Raw genomic sequence first — 15,329 nt, forward strand, 5'->3', positions numbered from 1 at the left:
CTCAGCTTCCGAAACTTTCGGGCAGGCTGGTGTGGAACCACTTCTGAGAGAGCGATTCAAGCGTTCCGTTCTGCTTGGCCTGCTCGATCAACGCGTTGACCTTGGCCTTGAGTTCGTCATTGCCTTGGCTCAAGCCGATATAGCAGGGCGAATCCTTGATCTGAAAGACCATTTTCGGGGCACGCTGGCTCTCGCGCTCGGCAATCTGCGCCGCAACGACATTGCCGGTAGCAATGTAATCGACCTGTCCCGAGAGAAACGCGGAAATGGTGGTTGCATTGTCCTCGAAACGTTTGATCGTCGTATCGCCAGGCGCAAGCCCGGTGAGTTCCATGTCCTCGACCGAGCCTCGGGTCACCCCGATCGTCTTGCCAGCCAGACCTGCCGGCTCTTCGATCTGTTCCGCCTGCTCAGTGCCGAACACACCAAGGAAGAAAGGGGCGTAGGCCTCCGAGAAATCGATTACGGCGGCCCGCTCGGGGTTCTTGCCCAGGCTCGAAATCACCAGGTCGACCTTATCGGTCTGCAGAAACGGGATACGATTGGCGCTGGTGACCGTGACCAAATCGAGGTTTACGTCCATCTGCTCGGCCAGATACTCGGCCATGTCGATGTCGTAGCCCTGAGGTTGCAAGTCGGTACCCACCGAACCGAATGGGGGGAAATCCTGGGGCACGGCGACACGCAGGGTGCCACGTTGTTCGATATCGGCAAGACTGCTGGCCAGCGCCGATGTGCTGGCGGCAATAGCGGAAATCGAAGCCAGCACCAGCAAGCCGGAGGCCAGAGCGCCTTTGAAAGTTTTGAGGATCCGCTGCGGTTTGTGCATGAAAGAACTCCCTTGGAGTCAGTTGATTAGCATGGCTGCAACAACTGTCCCACATGCAGCCAACAAGAAACTTTCGTTTCACTAACCAGCAATCCTCATGCCAACAGGCAACGTTTGCGTATAAAACGGGGGCTAGAGAGGCAAAGGCAGAATATAGAAGCCAGGAGTATGGCCGAGAGGCACCAGACTGGCGCCATCAGGAACAGGCTTGCACCGGTTTAGCGCGACTTGGTGGAGGCTATATTGAAAGCTCTTCCAGACGTTGGTAGAGATCGCTCACGGTATCGATACGGTGGCGGCCTACGGTCAAGCGTAGGTGAAGCAGCCCATTGGCCAGTAGGCAGACCAGGCTCATGGCGCTGGCATAGCTATCGAAAGCCGACACGCTATCGAGCGGACACTCCAAATGCCAATCAATCCCTTTCCCATACTTCTTGGCGCTGGGGTCAGCAACCAGCAGGACACGGCAGGGCATTGTATCGAGCGCCTTCATCATGGCATCGAAGATGCTCGGACGGCGCCGGAACCCGAAAACAATGACCATATCGTTGCAAGTCAGCCCAGCCAATTCCTCCGCCAACGACTGGTTGGGCTCGGGGGCGAGACTCACTTGTTCGCGGGCCTGGATCAATTGTTGGCGACAGTGCATCGCCAAGGGATAGCTGTTGCGAAAGCCAACCACGACGATGCGCCGGGCCACGTCCAGGAAGTCGATAATTTCGGCGAAGTCCTGGGGAGCGATATCAGCAAAACAGCGGCTTAGGTTGTCGAGTTCGCGCTGTGCGTGCCGCCTGAAACGCTCTCCGTCATTGCCCACTGCACGTGCATCGGTGACCAATGGTACGCCCAGGCTGCGCAACTCCCGGGCGTGGGCCCGTACGGCCTGGAAACTGGCGAAGCCCAAGCGCTTGAACAGTCGGCTAACCGTGGACTTGGACACCCCGGTGAGGCGCGACAGATCGGCGGCACTGTAGACGGCAAGGTCATCGAAATGGTCCAGGATGAAGCCAGCGACACGCTTCTCCTGGGCGCTAAGTTCTTCGAATTGCGCGTGAATGCGTTGGCCAATGTGCGGTTGTGGTGTCATGACAGTCCCTGTAGCCCCGAATCCCCCTAACGTTCCGGCCTAACATGCACCGGAACGCGCGATTCGAGTCTACCCGATAATGACTGTGACGGCCGAGCCGCGTCTCAACCCTGCCACGGGTGATGCTCCGCCCAGTGGCGCGCGATGTCCACGCGGCGCGTGACCCAGACCCGATCGTGGGACTCGATGTGGTCGAGAAAGCGCTGCAGACCACGGAAGCGTCCGGGGCGGCCGATCAGGCGACAATGCAAGCCAATCGACAACATCTTGGGCGACTCCTCGCCTTCGGCATACAGCACGTCGAAGGCGTCGCGCAGGTAGGTGAAGAAGTGCTCGCCGGTATTGAAGCCCTGCGGCGTGGCAAAGCGCATGTCGTTGGTATCCAGGGTATAGGGCACCACCAGGTGGGTGTGCGTCTCGCCCTGACTGTCCTGCTCGCGCGTCCAGAACGGCAGATCGTCGCCATAGTAGTCGCTGTCGTAGAGGAAACTGCCCTGATCGAGAACCAGACGACGCGTGTTGGGGCTGTCGCGACCGGTGTACCAGCCCAGTGGCTTTTCGCCGTAGAGCGTCTGGAATATCTCGATGGCACGCTGCATGTGGTCGCGCTCGACGTTCTCCGGCATCCCCTGATAGTGCAGCCAGCGCCAGCCGTGGCAGGCAACCTCGTGGCCGAGCTCCTTGAAGGCCTGGGCAACCTCGGGATTGCGCTCGAGCGCCATGGCCACACCGAAGACCGTCAACGGTAGGCCACGGCGCTCGAACTCGTTGAGGATGCGCCAGACGCCGGCGCGTGAGCCATACTCATAGATCGATTCCATGCTCAAGTGACGCTCGGGGTAGGCCTCGGCGCCAACGATCTCGGACAGGAACTTCTCGGAGTGGCTGTCGCCGTGTAGCACACAGTTCTCGCCACCTTCCTCGTAGTTGAGCACGAACTGGACGGCAATACGGGCCTGTCCGGGCCAGTTGGCCTGGGGTGGCGTACCGCCGTAACCGATCAGGTCACGGGGATAACCGGAGTCTCTTCCTGACGTCATGGCAGGATTCCTTTTGTTGTCGGCCATCGTTGCGGAGTGGAACGGCACTCGACACAGCATGACCACGATAAAGTATACAATTAAAACCTAGCCTGTATTCAGTTTTGCTGCAAGACCTGGCGGCCTATATGCCCGGCTGGTTCACGGGGAACATGACCGCAAGTGCCCGTTGCACTGACAAGAACCTTGCCTTACTTTGTGTACAAGAACACTTTTTATCGTGAACAAAAGGCATTCGCTACCAAGGATCATCGATGCACCTCAGAGTCATCAACCCCAACACCACGGCGAGCATGACTCGCAAGATCGGCGAGGCGGCCAGCCGCATCGCCGCGCCGGGCACGCAGGTCACCGCCACCAACCCGGCCAGTGGTCCGGTCTCCATCGAGAGCCACTTCGACGAAGCGGTCAGTGCCGTGGGCGTCGCCGACGAAATCCGCGCCGGCGAGCGCGAGCGGGTGGATGCCTATATCATCGCCTGCTTCGGCGACCCGGGGCTGCTCGCCGCCCGCGAACTGACCCGCGCGCCGGTGATCGGCATCGCCGAAGCGGCATTCCACATGGCCACGCTGATTAGTACGCGCTTCTCCATCGTCACCACGCTGGGGCGCACCGGCATCATCGCCGAGCATCTATTGCAGAGCTACGGCTTTGCCCATCACTGCCGCCGGGTGCGTGCCGCCGAGATTCCGGTGCTCGACCTGGAGAACAACGGGGCCAGCGCCCTGGACCGGGTGATCGCCGAGTGCCGTCGCGCCCGCGACGAGGACGGCATCGGCGCCATCGTGCTGGGCTGTGGCGGCATGGCCGACCTGACCGAAGAAATCAGCGAGGCCGTGGGGTTGCCCGTCGTCGAAGGCGTCACTGCCGCGGTCAAGCTGGCCGAGGCGCTGGTCGGGCTGGGGCTGGGTACCAGTAAGCATGGCGACCTGGCCTTTCCGCGGCCCAAGCCGTTCAGTGGGGAATTCGAGCGCTTTTCGCACCTGAAGAACGACTGAGATCGCTTGAGCGATCCATAAAAACAATGACATGCAGCACGCCGCAAGAACATTTACCGGTAGTCCCGGTAAGTGACAACAACATGGATAACCATCCCTTGCGAGGTAACTATCATGCATGACCCGTCCCTTCCTCCCCGGGCGGCTCCGGGGGTGACTGCAGCCCTGCAATCACCCACCGCCACCAAGGCCGCCGGCGAAGAATCGCTGGCACCTCAGAAAACCCGCATCATGGGGCGTTTCTCCTACCTGCTGGCGTGGTTCGGCGGGTGCGTCTCGATCGGTACCTTCACCATGGGCTCGAGCGTGGTGGGTACGCTCAACCTGCTGCAGGCGACCCTGGCCATCGCCATCGGCTGCTTCGTGATCGGGATAGCGCTGACCCTCAATGGCGCGGCCGGCTACAAGTACGGCATTCCCTTCATGGTCCAGGCGCGCAGCGCGTTCGGCTTCAGTGGCACGCGCTTTCCCGGCCTGGTGCGCGCAGTGCCCGCCATCGTCTGGTACGGCTTCCAGAGCTGGATCGGCGCCGGCGCGCTGAACATGGTCTCGGCCACGCTGTTCGGCTTCGACAACCTGGTGTTCTACTTCATTGCCTTCCAGTTGCTGCAGATCGGCCTGTCGGTACTGGGTTTCCAGGGCATCAAGTGGCTGGAGAACATCGGTAGCGGCTTCATCCTCTGCTCGCTGGTCTACATGTTCTATAGCACCGTCGAGCGCTACGGCAGCGAGCTTTCCGCCAGCCTGCTGACCATGGAAGGCAGCTGGGGGTTGCCGTTCTGGGGCGCGACCATGCTGTTTCTGGGTATCTACAGCACCATGATGCTCAACGTCAGCGACTATTCCCGCGAGCTCAAGCACGGCAGCGGCCCGGGCCTGCTGACCACGCTGTACTCCATGTCGATCCTGCCGTGCACCCTGTTCATGGGCCTGATCGGTTTCATGGTCTCGGAGGCGACCGGCGTGGCCGACCCCATCCAGGTGTTCGCCAACGCCGTGGACAATACGCCGCTGCTGATGACCACGCTGCTGTTCATCGCCTTCGCCCAGGTCACTACCAACGTGCTCAACAATGTGGTGCCGCCGACCTACGTGCTGATGGACACCTTCAAGCTGAAGTACCGTACCGCCTCGGTCGTCGTCGGCCTGCTGGCCTTCGCCACCTTCCCCTGGGAACTGGTCAAGGACGAGTCGGCGGCCGGCCTGCAATTGTTCGTGCAGACCTACTCGGCCTTCCTCGGCCCGATCTTCGCCGTGCTGGTGGTGGATTACTACCTGATCCGCCGGCGTACGCTGGACGTCGACAAGCTCTACGACGAAGCCGGGCCCTACCGGGGCGTGAACTACGCGGCAATCATCGCCTCGCTGGTCGGCGCCGCCGTGGCGTTGAGCGTGTCGTCGATCTCCTGGTATGCCAGCCTGATCCCCGCGGGGCTGATCTACCTGCTGCTGATGCGCTACTGGGCGCCCTGTCAGCGCTTCTGTCAGTGAATCGATGCCCGACACGATATACAGCTCCTGCACCCCCGTTCGTCCCTAGTCGAACGAGGCGCCTCACCAAGAACAACGAGTGAACGATATGTCCGACAACGACCTAGCGATCCGCAACATCGACCCGGCGCTGTACAACGCCGACCTGGCTCCGCTCAAGCCCCAGGACAGAAACTGGGGCGCCTTCGAGATATTCAACGTCTGGTCCAACGACATCCAGAGCCTGTTCGGCTATACCCTGGCGGCGTCGCTGTTTCTCAGTTATGGCCTGAACGGCTGGGCGGTGATGGCGGCCATCATCCTGGCCGGCGTGGTGGTGATGTTCCTGGTCAATCTCTCGGGGCGGCCCAGCGTGAAATACGGCATTCCCTTCCCGGTCCTGGTGCGCGCCAGCATGGGAGTGAAGGGCGCCAACCTGCCGGCGATGCTGCGTGCGATCATCGGCATCTTCTGGTACGGCGTGCAGACCTATTTCGCCTCGACCGCCGTGGCGCTGCTGATTACCGCCCTGTTCGGCGGCGGCGAAGGCGCCACCTTCCTCGGTCTGTCGGGCGTGGCGTGGCTGTCCTTCGCCATCGTTTGGGTGTTCCAGATGGCGATCTTCTGGCAGGGTATCGAGCCCATCAAGCGCTTCCTCAACTGGGCCGGTCCGCTGGTCTATGTGGTCATGCTGGTACTGATGGGCGTGGTCTGGTATCAGGCCGGTGGCGAACTGATCCCCGCCATCGGCGGCATCTTCCAGGGCAGTGGCACGGAGGGTGGCGGCATCGGCGCCTTCCTGGCCATCGTCGGCACCATGATCGCCTACTTCGCGGCGGTAGTGATCAACTTCGGCGATTTCAGCCGCTTCGTGACCAGCGAGCGCCAGATGAAGCTCGGCAACCTGCTGGGGTTGCCGCTGAACGTGGCGTTCTTCTCGTTCATCGCGCTGATCATCACGGCCGGGACGATCGTGCTGTTCGGTGAGGCGCTGACCAACCCGGCGGATATCGTCGCACGTGTCGACTCCCTGCCGCTGACCATCGTCGCCGCCCTGACCTTTTTCGCGGCAACCGTGGGCATCAATCTGGTGGCCAACTTCATTCCGCCGGCCTACGACCTGGCCAACCTGTTCCCCAGCAGGATCAGTTTCCGTGTCGGCGGTTTGATCACGGCGATCCTGGCCTTCTTTATCGGCGGCCTATGGGTCGCGGTAATCAGCCAGATCGGCATTCCCGGCTTCGTCAACGCCATCGGCGCCATCATTGCCCCCTTCTACGGCATCATCGTCGCCGACTACTATCTGGTGAAGCGTCAGCAACTCGACATGGAGCAGCTGTTCTCCTCCAGTCCCGACGGCGCCTATCACTACACCAAGGGCTGGAATCGCAAGGCGCTGGCCGCCTTCGGCATGGCCGCCGTGTTCTCGCTGGCCACGGTGCTGGTACCGGCGCTGGGCAGCTTGGGTGGCTACGCCTGGCTGATCGGCGCGGCCTTGGGTGGGCTGTTCTATTACGGGCTGATGCGTCAGGACGTCGCCCTGGCTGGCTCTCCTGCCCCCGCTCCCAAAGACCACACCTGAAACGACATCGCCCCGGCTGGAATTGACCGGGGCAATGCGTCCGAAAGGCAGGGGTTACAATGCGAAGATCTGGCGCAGGTCCGGCACTTCGTCTTCCTGCTCGTCGATCGACAACGATGCCTCGATGGCCTTGAGGTGACGCCCCATGAACGCCGTGGCGCGATCCGCCTTGCCGGCTTCGAGGTAGCTGATCAGGTCGTCGTGATCGTGGGACTCGCAGCCCAGGTGACCCGACGAGCCATAGACGGCGAGGATCAGCGAGGAACGCGAGCACAGCCGGCCGATGAACTCGGCCAGCGCGGTATTGCCCGATAGTTGCGCCAAGCGTTCATGAAACTCGGCCGAAAGCTTGATCGCCGTGCTCTGCTCGCCACTTTTCAATGCCTTGCGTTCACGCGCCGCCAGGTCGCGAAGTTCGCGAGCGTCGGCTGCGGTCATCCGCCGCGCCACGGCTTCCATGACGCCACACTCCACCATTTGCCGGGCCGCGAAGACATCGCGCGCCTCTTCGGCGGTGGGCCGGGTGACGCTGGCGCCGCGCCGCGGGGTCAGCGTCACCAGGTGCTCCAGCGCGAGACGCTGGAGAATCTTGCGGATACCGGTACGGCTGACGCCGAACACTTCGGCCAAGGCATCCTCGCGCAGGCGCGCACCGGGGCGCAGCCTGTGCTCGACGATGGCATCGCTGATGGTGCGGTAGATGGCATCGTGACGCTCGGCCCCGTCACCGTTCTTGCCACGGCGTCGCTTGGGCACCGTGTCGTCGCTGCCGTTGCCCACACTGTCAGTCGTGTGCTGGGGCTCGGTCATGATCAGGTTTCCCACTCTTCTCGTCGATGGGCCCATTGTATATGCATAAGCAGGCAATCGACGACTCGCCCCGCACAGACGTTGGGCTCACGGCGCCTGCCAGGCGGCAATCGCCTCGCGCTCCTCGTCGGTCATCTGGGTCATGTTACCCAATGGCATGTAGCCGCTGGCGACGACCTGCTTGATCTGCGCGATCTGACTGAGCAGTTGCTGCGAAGATTCCAGAACGACGCCGGCCGGTGCGGCAGTGAACCCAGGATGCTCGGGCGTCTGGGCATGGCACTGCACGCAGCGCGCATCCATGATGGCATGCACCTGCTCCAGGTCGGGCCCGGTATCGGCGGCTTCCATGGCTGCAGCGTCATTTCCTGCAGCCGGCGCATTGCCGCCGCTGGGCGCGGCGATCCACACATTGAGCAGGATTAACACGACCCCGGCTACGGGATAGGCCGGCTTGATGCTGCCGGCATGCATCAGCACGAAGAACTGGCGGATCAACGCCCCGGCGAAGATGAACAGCGTCATGATCAGCCATGCATGCTCATGCGAATACATGAACGAATAATGGTTGCTGAGCATCAGCAGCACGACGGGCAGCGTGAAGTAGGTGTTGTGCACCGAGCGCTGCTTGCCGCGCTTGCCATCGAGCGGATCGGGCGTCTCGCCGGCCTTCATGGCCTTCACCATGCGTCGCTGGCCGGGAATGATCCAGAAGAACACGTTGGCCGACATCGCCGTGGCCATCACCGCCCCGGTGAGCAGGAAGGCAGCGCGCCCGGCAAATATCTGCGTACTCAGGTAGGCGACCAGGACCATCATCACGGCCACCGCCACGCTGAGCAGGCCGTCGCGCTCCATGTTGGGGCTGAGACGCTTGCACAGCTCGTTGTAGATCACCCAGCCTCCCAGTAGGAACAGCAACGCCACGAGATTGGCCTGCCAACCGGTCATGTTGGCGGCCCAGGCCCAGTTGGCAGCAGGGTCGATCAGGTAGAACTCGGGATTGGCCAGGTACAGGGTGATGAACAGGGCAAAACCCGACAGCCAGGTGGTGTAGGCCTTCCAGAACGACCAGTGCAGGTCGTCCGGCAGCTTGTCCGGGCTCGTGGCATATTTCTGGTTATGGTAGAAGCCGCCGCCGTGGACCGCCCACATCTCGCCGAAGATCCCCTTGCGCTGGTCCTCGGCCGCCCTGGGTGGGCGTAGGCTGTTATCCAGCATGACGAAGTAGATCGACTCGCCGATCCAGGCGATGGCGGCAATGACATGCAGCCAGCGCAGCAGCATGTTAAGAAAATCCTGGAGATACGCTTCCATAATTGGCTCTCGTCTCGAGCGGTTTATTGTTGGATTCGTCGCCGGCGCGACTAGCTGCCCCGGTAAGTCGAATAGCCGAAGGGCGAGAGCAGCAGCGGCACATGATAGTGCTGGCCGGCATCGGACACGCCAAAGCGCAGCGGGATGCGATTCAGAAAACGCGGCGAGCTGCCCTTGTCGCCCTGGGCGTCCAGATATTCGCCAGCATGGAACAGCAGTTCATATTCTCCCGCAGTGAAGGCGTCGCCCTCCAGAATCGGGGCGTCGCAGCGTCCATCATCGTTGGTCGTCACCTCGCCGAGCCGGGTGCGCTGCCCTTCATCGATACGGAAGATCTCGATACGCAGACCGTGTCCCGGGCAGCCCCGGGCAGTGTCCAGCACATGTGTCGTCAGGCGTCCCATGGTGGCGCTCCTCTTGTTCCGGTCATATCGGGCGATAGCGACATGCTCCGATGCCGCTATTATATGAAGACCGTTTTAACGCCAAAAGCGATACAGTTCAAAGTTTTTTTGTATACAGTTTTATATTAACGTTTCTCGAACCATTCGCTAGCCAAGGACAACAAGCATGACCGAACCACGTCTTTCTCCCCGCCCCAGCACCTTGGACCGGGACGCTTTCGTCAGTCACTACGGCGACATCTACGAACATTCGCCCTGGGTCGCCGAACTTGCCTGGGATGCCGGCCTGGATCAGGCGCAGGACACGCCGGCAGGCCTGGCCGAGCTCATGGGTCGGATACTTCGGGAAGCCCCGGCCGAGCGTCAGCTCGACGTCATACGGGCCCACCCGGACCTGGCCGGCAAGGCCGCCAAACAGGGCGAGCTGACCGCCGACTCGACCCGTGAGCAGGCCGGTGCCGGGCTCGATCAATGCTCCGCGGAGGAGTTCGAACGTTTCCATCGCCACAACGAGGCCTACAAGGCCCGCTTCGGCTTTCCCTTCGTGATGGCCGTCAAGGGCAGCGATCGTCACAGGATTCTCGCTGCCTTCGAGACTCGCCTGGAGCATACGCCTGCCGAAGAGCGCCGCACCGCCATCGAGCAGATCAATCGTATCGCCCGGTTTCGTCTGGACGACCGCGTCGCCGACTAGACCGTCCTTGCCACTCAAGGTCTTGCCGGCGTTGAATCGCAAAATGGAAACCCATTCCGCCAGGGCGGACAGTCGTGTTGCGAGCGTGTATTCTTGAACGCCAGTGGAACGCGTTGTGAGGAGAACTTGGGCGTGACGGAAACCAGACGCAAACCGGTCGGTCGCCCGGCAGGATCCGGTAAGAGCAGTAGCGGACACAGCCAATCGCTGGTGCGCGGACTGAATATCCTCGAAGGACTGGCGGCAGCGCCGTCCGGGCTGGGCCTGTCCGATATCGCCCAGATCGTTGGCCTGGCACCCTCGACCACGCACCGCCTGCTCCAGGCCCTTCACAAGCAGGGATTCATTATCCAGGATAGCGACCTGGGCCTGTGGAAGATCGGCGTCAAGACGTTTCAGGTCGGCAATACCTTTCTCGAGGCGCGGGACTTCGTGGCCACCGCCCGTCCCTTCCTGCGTCGCCTGACCCAGGACACCGGCGAGACCGCCAATCTGGGCATTCGCGACGAAGGCATGGCGGTATTTCTCGCCCAGAGCGAGTCGCCACAGATGATGCGCATGATCACCCGCCTGGGCTCGCGCGCGCCACTGCATGCCTCCGGGGTCGGCAAGGCCCTGCTGGCCTGGCTGCCCGACCGCGACGTGGAAAAGATACTGCAGGCACGCGGGCTCAACCGGGTGACCGAGAACACCCTCGACACACCCTCCCGGCTGCGCGAAGGCCTAGCCGAAATTCGTCGCCAAGGTTACGCCTGTGACCGCGAAGAGCACGCCATCGGCCTGCACTGCGTTGCGGCATCGATCCACGATGAACATGCCAATCCCCTCGCGGCGATTTCGGTTTCCGGTCCGGTTGCGCGCATTCCCGAGTCTCGCCTGGCCGAGCTGGGAGGGCTGGTTAGTCGTGCCGCTCGCGAAATCACCGTGCAGATCGGAGGACACCTGCCCACGCTGGAAGAGGTTTCCAAGCGCGCCTGAACGACGCTTCCTAGGTTTCATTCATGAAACGGCCCCGGTGATGACCGAGGCCGTTTCGGTTCGACACGTGGCGTCGAATCATCAGGTATTGAGCACGACACCGCCGTTGAGATGCAGCGTCTGGCCCGACACGTAGGAGGACTCCTCGCTGGCCAGGTAAACGTACGCAGGCCCGATTTCGCTGGGCTGAGCGGCACGGTCCATGGGCACCTGCCCACCGAAGCCCTGGACCTTTTCCTCGGGGAAGCTGGCCGGGATCAGCGGGGTCCAGACCGGACCGGGCGCCACGGCATTGATGCGAATGCCCTGGCTGGCCAGCGGTGTGGCCAACGAGCGCACCAGTCCCTGAATGGCACCTTTTGTGGCGCTGTAATCGATCAGCGAGGGATTGCCCTTGAAAGCGTTGATCGATGAAGTGCCGATGATCGTATCGCCTTCGTTCAGGTGCGGCAGGACCGCCTTGATCATATAGAAATGGCTGAAGATGTTGGTCTGGAACGTACGCGTGAGCTGATCGTCGGGAATCTGGGTGATGTCGTCCCAGGCGTGCTGCTCGGCGGCATTGTTGACCAGAATGTTGAGCTTGCCGAAGGCCTGCAACGCCTTGTCGACGGCCTCGCGGCAGAACGCCGGATCGCCGACATCGCCCTTGATCAGCTCGCAGCGGCGGCCTTCCGCCTCGATCAGCGCCTTGGTGTCCTCGGCATCGCGATCCTCATCGAGATACACCAGCACGCAATCGGCACCCTCGCGGGCATAGTGCACGGCCACGGCACGCCCGATGCCGCTGTCGCCGCCGGTGATCAACGCCACCTTGTCCTTGAGCTTGTCCGTGCCGCGATAGCTGGTACGGATGAATTCCGGTTCCGGCTGCATCTCGTATTCGTCGCCGGGCTGTTCCTGGTGTTGGGGAGGAAACTTTTCGTCGGCCATGTGCATGCACTCCTGTGTCGCACTGGTGGGAAAAGGCGCCATTCTCCGTCGGCGCCGATGACTCTCATGGCCTACTGAAGATAGAAAGCGCACTCGACGACGACAAGCGAGGCCTGCAGTACCTCGCAGTGATGTCCGCGGCCAGGACGGTTACACTAGCCCCACTTTATTGCCACCGTCATGCCGAGGCCGCTGCGATGAGTTCCCACCTGCTCTCCGTCGATTCCCTGTCCCGCGATCACGTCGATCACCTGCTGCGCGTCGCCAGCCGCATGGAGCCTATCGCCCAGCGCCGCAAGATCACCCGGGTGCTGGAAGGCGCCGTGCTCGGCAACCTGTTCTTCGAAGCCAGCACACGCACCCGTGTGAGCTTCCATGCCGCGTTCTGTCGCCTGGGCGGCAGCGTCTGCGACACCACCGGCTTCACCTTCTCGTCGATGGCCAAGGGCGAGTCGCTCTACGACACCAGCCGGGTGATGAGCGGCTATTGCGACGCCATCGTCATGCGCCACCCCGACCAGGGCTCGGTGGCCGAATTCGCCCAGGCGACCAATGTGCCGGTGATCAACGGCGGCGACGGCCCCGGCGAGCACCCCAGCCAGGCGCTGCTCGACCTGTATACCATCGACAAGGAGTTCGCCCGGCTGGGCAAGACGCTGGCCGGCGCCCATCTACTGCTGACCGGCGATCTGAAGTACGGACGCACCGTACATTCACTGATCAAGCTGCTGTCGCTCTATGCGCCGATGCGCATCACGCTGGTCTCGCCGCCCGGACTGGAGATGCCCAGCCATCTCGTCGATCTGGTCGCCTCACGCGGGCACCGGGTCGAGCTGCGCGACAGCCTGGCCAGCGACTTCGGCGATCTGGACGTGATCTACACCACCCGCATCCAGAAGGAGCGCTTCACCGAGGAGATGATGGAAAGCTTCGCCGGCGTGTCGCAGGACTTCACCATCGACCGTGCCTTTCTCGACCAGCGCTGCAACGACACCACCATCGTCATGCACCCGCTACCGCGCGACAGCCGCCCGGGCGCCAACGACCTCAACGTCGATCTCAACGGCGACCCGCGCCTGGCGATCTTCCGCCAGACCGACAATGGCATTCCCGTGCGCATGGCGATCTTCGCCACGCTGCTCGAGGTCGAGGATCAGATCGACAAGGGCCTGCGCGACGTCAAATGGTTCGTGCCGCACAAGCTGGGCGTGGACGATCGCGAACTCTGAGTGCGACGTCATGTCACTCACGACGTGACGGCAGACCCTCGTTGCTCGCAAACCAACCTTCGAGGATCAACTGTGCAGCCAGGCCATCGACGCCTTCCTCGCGGTAGTTGCCGCGATGGCCGGCCTCGCGGGCGATGGCCTTGGCCTCGGACGTCGAGCCACGCTCGTCGACCATCTCGCAGGGCTTGCCGTAGCGCCCATACAACCGCTTGCCGAACTTGCGGGCACGCAGGCTCATCTCGGACTCGCTGCCATCCATGTTGAGCGGCAAGCCGACCACGAACAGATCCGGCCGCCATTCCTCGACCAACCGTGTCACCACGTTCCAGTCGGGGATACCGTCACGGGCCGGGAGCGGCTCCAGTGCCGAAGCACTGGCCAGCAGTTCGTTGCCCACCGCCACACCGATGCGCCGCGTGCCGAAATCGAAGGCCAGGATCAACCGCTGCCCCGCCCCTGCCATCAACTATGCCCTATCTGGCTGGTCAACAGGTTCAGGTCGATACCGAGAATTCCCGCAGCGGCATTCAGGCGCTGTTCCGGCGGCAGATCAAAGATGATGCCCGGCTGGGCCTCGACGGTCAGCCAGGTATTCTCCTTGAGCTCGTTCTCGAGCTGGCCCGCCTCCCAGCCGCAACAGCCCAGACAGATCAGGAAGGTCTCCGGCCCCTTGCCGGCGGCCAGGGCATGCAGCATGTCCATCGAGGTCGTCAGCGCCACGTCATCGGCGACCTGGATGCTCGAATCCCATGGCTCGCTGCTGCCACGGTGGAGAATGAAACCTCGGTCCTTGTGGATCGGCCCACCGTAGTACACCGGCGTGTCGCGCACCGGGCACTCGTCGGCGTCGATGTCGACCTGTTCGAACAGCACATCGAGCGTCAAATCCAGCGGATGGTTGACGATGATGCCCATGGTGCCATTCTCGTCATGGTCGCACAGATAGCTGAGACTGCCGGCAAAATTGGAATCCTCGAGGTGAGGCATTGCCAGCAAGAAATGGTTGCGCAAGCTTTGCATGTGCCTCCTGGGCGTCAACGTACGCCGAAGTTATTCCCTTTGCCGAAACGCCAGACCCGCGTGATGGTCAGGGAGTCGCGGTCGCCCATGCCTCGATCGAAGGGCCGGTAGGGCGCCGCTTCCTGAATCGTCTTCAACGCGGCCTGGTCGAGTTCGGGATACCCTGATGAGTGTATCACCTCTGCCTGGCGTATCTGACCGTCGCGGCCGATCACGACCCGGATTCGCAGTTGGCCCTCCAACTCGGACGGCGCCGGGTAGAAGCGATTGCCGTAGGTCTCGACGCGCCGGGTCCAGTCCGCAATATAGCGTGCCTCGGCGGCCCGCCGGGCGGCCTGCTGATCGCGATCGCCAGTCGCGCCGCTGGATGGCGCAGCCTCGAAGCCCCGCTCGCGGATGCTCGATGTCGCCTGGGCGAGCAGGGCCTGGCCGCTGGGGGCGGTTCGGGCCTTGGCCGGCTCGGCCGGTGCCTGGGGCTGCGACGGCACAGGCGGCGTAACCGGTTCGTCGGCGGGCTCGGGACGCGGCGGCGTGTCGGGTTCGGGCGATGCAGGTGGCTCGCCCGGTGATTCGCTGGCGGCTGGCGGCGCCGGTTCATCAGGCACCGCAGGTGGTGGCGGGGCCGGGGCCTCGACAGGCGCCGACGGGGCAGTCGGCCGATCGGGCTCGGTAGCGGCCCGGTCGCGGTGCCTGGCCTGCTGGTCGACCTCGGCGATGGCCTGGGCCGCGCCGGGATCGACGGACGGCTGGGTGACCAGCACCACGTCGAGACTGGTCGGCTCGCGAGGGGCCCACTCGCTGTCGATCTGCCAGGCGGCAATGCCGGCAAATGCCAGCGCGTGCAATGCCAATGCAGCGGCCCACGCCGCCAGCTGACGATGCCGACGCCCGATGGGTACACGGCGCACAAGGCTACCCGGCGATCCCGCCATGCTATG

Annotated in this window: 16 protein-coding genes; 6 read left to right on the top strand and 10 right to left on the bottom strand. The window is 62.8% G+C overall.

Annotated features, from left to right (window positions below; all coding sequences use genetic code 11):
- Window position 1: 1 nt before the first annotated feature.
- From MHM84_RS07240 to puuE, 3 genes are all read right to left on the bottom strand, one after another.
- Window positions 2–829, bottom strand: coding sequence for a transporter substrate-binding domain-containing protein (locus MHM84_RS07240; protein ID WP_239264266.1), 828 nt, complete (start codon window positions 827–829; stop codon window positions 2–4).
- 238 nt (window positions 830–1,067) lie between these two features.
- Window positions 1,068–1,916: a MurR/RpiR family transcriptional regulator gene (locus MHM84_RS07245; protein ID WP_239264268.1), complete on the bottom strand. Its 849-nt coding sequence runs from the start codon at window positions 1,914–1,916 to the stop codon at window positions 1,068–1,070.
- Window positions 1,917–2,020: 104 nt separating this feature from the next.
- Entirely contained in the window at window positions 2,021–2,956 is a 936-nt protein-coding gene (puuE, locus tag MHM84_RS07250) for an allantoinase PuuE (RefSeq protein WP_239264270.1), read from the bottom strand.
- Window positions 2,957–3,210: 254 nt separating this feature from the next.
- Here puuE and MHM84_RS07255 point away from each other — a divergent pair, with 254 nt between their 5' ends.
- The 3 genes from MHM84_RS07255 (at window position 3,211) to MHM84_RS07265 (ending at window position 7,006) form a co-directional block, all read left to right on the top strand.
- Window positions 3,211–3,954 carry an aspartate/glutamate racemase family protein gene (locus tag MHM84_RS07255; protein ID WP_239264272.1) on the top strand — a complete coding sequence of 248 codons (744 nt, stop codon included), beginning with the start codon at window positions 3,211–3,213 and terminating at the stop codon, window positions 3,952–3,954.
- Between the two features lie 114 nt (window positions 3,955–4,068).
- A complete protein-coding gene (locus MHM84_RS07260; RefSeq protein WP_239264274.1) occupies window positions 4,069–5,445 on the top strand; it encodes an NCS1 family transporter in 1,377 nt (458 codons plus the stop codon).
- 88 nt (window positions 5,446–5,533) lie between these two features.
- The gene (locus MHM84_RS07265) at window positions 5,534–7,006 is read left to right on the top strand and encodes an NCS1 family nucleobase:cation symporter-1 (protein ID WP_239264276.1); all 1,473 of its coding nucleotides are present in this window, start codon (window positions 5,534–5,536) and stop codon (window positions 7,004–7,006) included.
- A 54-nt stretch (window positions 7,007–7,060) separates the two neighbouring features.
- Here MHM84_RS07265 and MHM84_RS07270 read toward each other — a convergent pair whose 3' ends face one another.
- The 3 genes from MHM84_RS07270 to uraH form a co-directional block, all read right to left on the bottom strand.
- Window positions 7,061–7,816 (bottom strand): GntR family transcriptional regulator, encoded by a 756-nt coding sequence (locus tag MHM84_RS07270; protein ID WP_239264278.1) that lies wholly within the window; start codon window positions 7,814–7,816, stop codon window positions 7,061–7,063.
- A gap of 87 nt (window positions 7,817–7,903) precedes the next feature.
- Window positions 7,904–9,133, bottom strand: coding sequence for a urate hydroxylase PuuD (locus MHM84_RS07275; protein WP_239264281.1), 1,230 nt, complete (start codon window positions 9,131–9,133; stop codon window positions 7,904–7,906).
- A 50-nt stretch (window positions 9,134–9,183) separates the two neighbouring features.
- Window positions 9,184–9,537, bottom strand: coding sequence for a hydroxyisourate hydrolase (uraH, locus tag MHM84_RS07280; RefSeq protein ID WP_239264284.1), 354 nt, complete (start codon window positions 9,535–9,537; stop codon window positions 9,184–9,186).
- Window positions 9,538–9,703: 166 nt separating this feature from the next.
- Here uraH and uraD point away from each other — a divergent pair, with 166 nt between their 5' ends.
- Together uraD and MHM84_RS07290 are read left to right on the top strand one after the other, a co-directional pair.
- The gene (gene uraD / locus MHM84_RS07285) at window positions 9,704–10,231 is read left to right on the top strand and encodes a 2-oxo-4-hydroxy-4-carboxy-5-ureidoimidazoline decarboxylase (RefSeq protein WP_239264287.1); all 528 of its coding nucleotides are present in this window, start codon (window positions 9,704–9,706) and stop codon (window positions 10,229–10,231) included.
- Between the two features lie 132 nt (window positions 10,232–10,363).
- Window positions 10,364–11,209, top strand: a complete 846-nt coding sequence (locus tag MHM84_RS07290; RefSeq protein WP_239264290.1) for an IclR family transcriptional regulator C-terminal domain-containing protein — start codon at window positions 10,364–10,366, stop codon at window positions 11,207–11,209.
- 81 nt (window positions 11,210–11,290) lie between these two features.
- Here the strand turns inward: MHM84_RS07290 and MHM84_RS07295 are convergent, their stop codons facing one another.
- Window positions 11,291–12,142, bottom strand: coding sequence for an SDR family oxidoreductase (locus MHM84_RS07295; RefSeq protein WP_239264292.1), 852 nt, complete (start codon window positions 12,140–12,142; stop codon window positions 11,291–11,293).
- 197 nt (window positions 12,143–12,339) lie between these two features.
- On the opposite strand from MHM84_RS07295, the gene MHM84_RS07300 reads away from it, so the two are divergent.
- Window positions 12,340–13,371 (top strand): aspartate carbamoyltransferase, encoded by a 1,032-nt coding sequence (locus MHM84_RS07300; RefSeq protein WP_239264294.1) that lies wholly within the window; start codon window positions 12,340–12,342, stop codon window positions 13,369–13,371.
- Window positions 13,372–13,384: 13 nt separating this feature from the next.
- Here the strand turns inward: MHM84_RS07300 and ruvX are convergent, their stop codons facing one another.
- Genes ruvX through MHM84_RS07315 form a run of 3 tightly spaced genes read right to left on the bottom strand, consistent with a single transcriptional unit; the run spans window position 13,385 to window position 15,323 of the window.
- Window positions 13,385–13,834, bottom strand: coding sequence for a Holliday junction resolvase RuvX (gene ruvX, locus MHM84_RS07305; protein ID WP_239264296.1), 450 nt, complete (start codon window positions 13,832–13,834; stop codon window positions 13,385–13,387).
- Complete coding sequence (locus MHM84_RS07310) at window positions 13,834–14,391, bottom strand: YqgE/AlgH family protein (protein ID WP_239264298.1); 558 nt, start codon at window positions 14,389–14,391, stop codon at window positions 13,834–13,836. The genes ruvX and MHM84_RS07310 overlap by 1 nt, the downstream gene beginning before the upstream one ends.
- A 14-nt stretch (window positions 14,392–14,405) precedes the next feature.
- The gene (locus MHM84_RS07315) at window positions 14,406–15,323 is read right to left on the bottom strand and encodes a TonB family protein (protein WP_239264301.1); all 918 of its coding nucleotides are present in this window, start codon (window positions 15,321–15,323) and stop codon (window positions 14,406–14,408) included.
- Window positions 15,324–15,329: the final 6 nt, after the last annotated feature.

Source organism: Halomonas sp. McH1-25, assembly GCF_022348165.1.
Lineage (GTDB): Bacteria > Pseudomonadota > Gammaproteobacteria > Pseudomonadales > Halomonadaceae > Modicisalibacter.

Excerpts from the sequence above, each read along its gene's own strand:
- MHM84_RS07240 (WP_239264266.1), bottom strand. The coding sequence starts at position 829 with ATGCACAAACCGCAGCGGATCCTCAAAACTTTCAAAGGCGCTCTGGCC.
- MHM84_RS07245 (WP_239264268.1), bottom strand. The coding sequence starts at position 1,916 with ATGACACCACAACCGCACATTGGCCAACGCATTCACGCGCAATTCGAA.
- puuE (WP_239264270.1), bottom strand. The coding sequence starts at position 2,956 with ATGACGTCAGGAAGAGACTCCGGTTATCCCCGTGACCTGATCGGTTAC.
- MHM84_RS07255 (WP_239264272.1), top strand. The coding sequence starts at position 3,211 with ATGCACCTCAGAGTCATCAACCCCAACACCACGGCGAGCATGACTCGC.
- MHM84_RS07260 (WP_239264274.1), top strand. The coding sequence starts at position 4,069 with ATGCATGACCCGTCCCTTCCTCCCCGGGCGGCTCCGGGGGTGACTGCA.
- MHM84_RS07265 (WP_239264276.1), top strand. The coding sequence starts at position 5,534 with ATGTCCGACAACGACCTAGCGATCCGCAACATCGACCCGGCGCTGTAC.
- MHM84_RS07270 (WP_239264278.1), bottom strand. The coding sequence starts at position 7,816 with ATGACCGAGCCCCAGCACACGACTGACAGTGTGGGCAACGGCAGCGAC.
- MHM84_RS07275 (WP_239264281.1), bottom strand. The coding sequence starts at position 9,133 with ATGGAAGCGTATCTCCAGGATTTTCTTAACATGCTGCTGCGCTGGCTG.
- uraH (WP_239264284.1), bottom strand. The coding sequence starts at position 9,537 with ATGGGACGCCTGACGACACATGTGCTGGACACTGCCCGGGGCTGCCCG.
- uraD (WP_239264287.1), top strand. The coding sequence starts at position 9,704 with ATGACCGAACCACGTCTTTCTCCCCGCCCCAGCACCTTGGACCGGGAC.
- MHM84_RS07295 (WP_239264292.1), bottom strand. The coding sequence starts at position 12,142 with ATGGCCGACGAAAAGTTTCCTCCCCAACACCAGGAACAGCCCGGCGAC.
- MHM84_RS07300 (WP_239264294.1), top strand. The coding sequence starts at position 12,340 with ATGAGTTCCCACCTGCTCTCCGTCGATTCCCTGTCCCGCGATCACGTC.
- ruvX (WP_239264296.1), bottom strand. The coding sequence starts at position 13,834 with ATGGCAGGGGCGGGGCAGCGGTTGATCCTGGCCTTCGATTTCGGCACG.
- MHM84_RS07310 (WP_239264298.1), bottom strand. The coding sequence starts at position 14,391 with ATGCAAAGCTTGCGCAACCATTTCTTGCTGGCAATGCCTCACCTCGAG.
- MHM84_RS07315 (WP_239264301.1), bottom strand. The coding sequence starts at position 15,323 with ATGGCGGGATCGCCGGGTAGCCTTGTGCGCCGTGTACCCATCGGGCGT.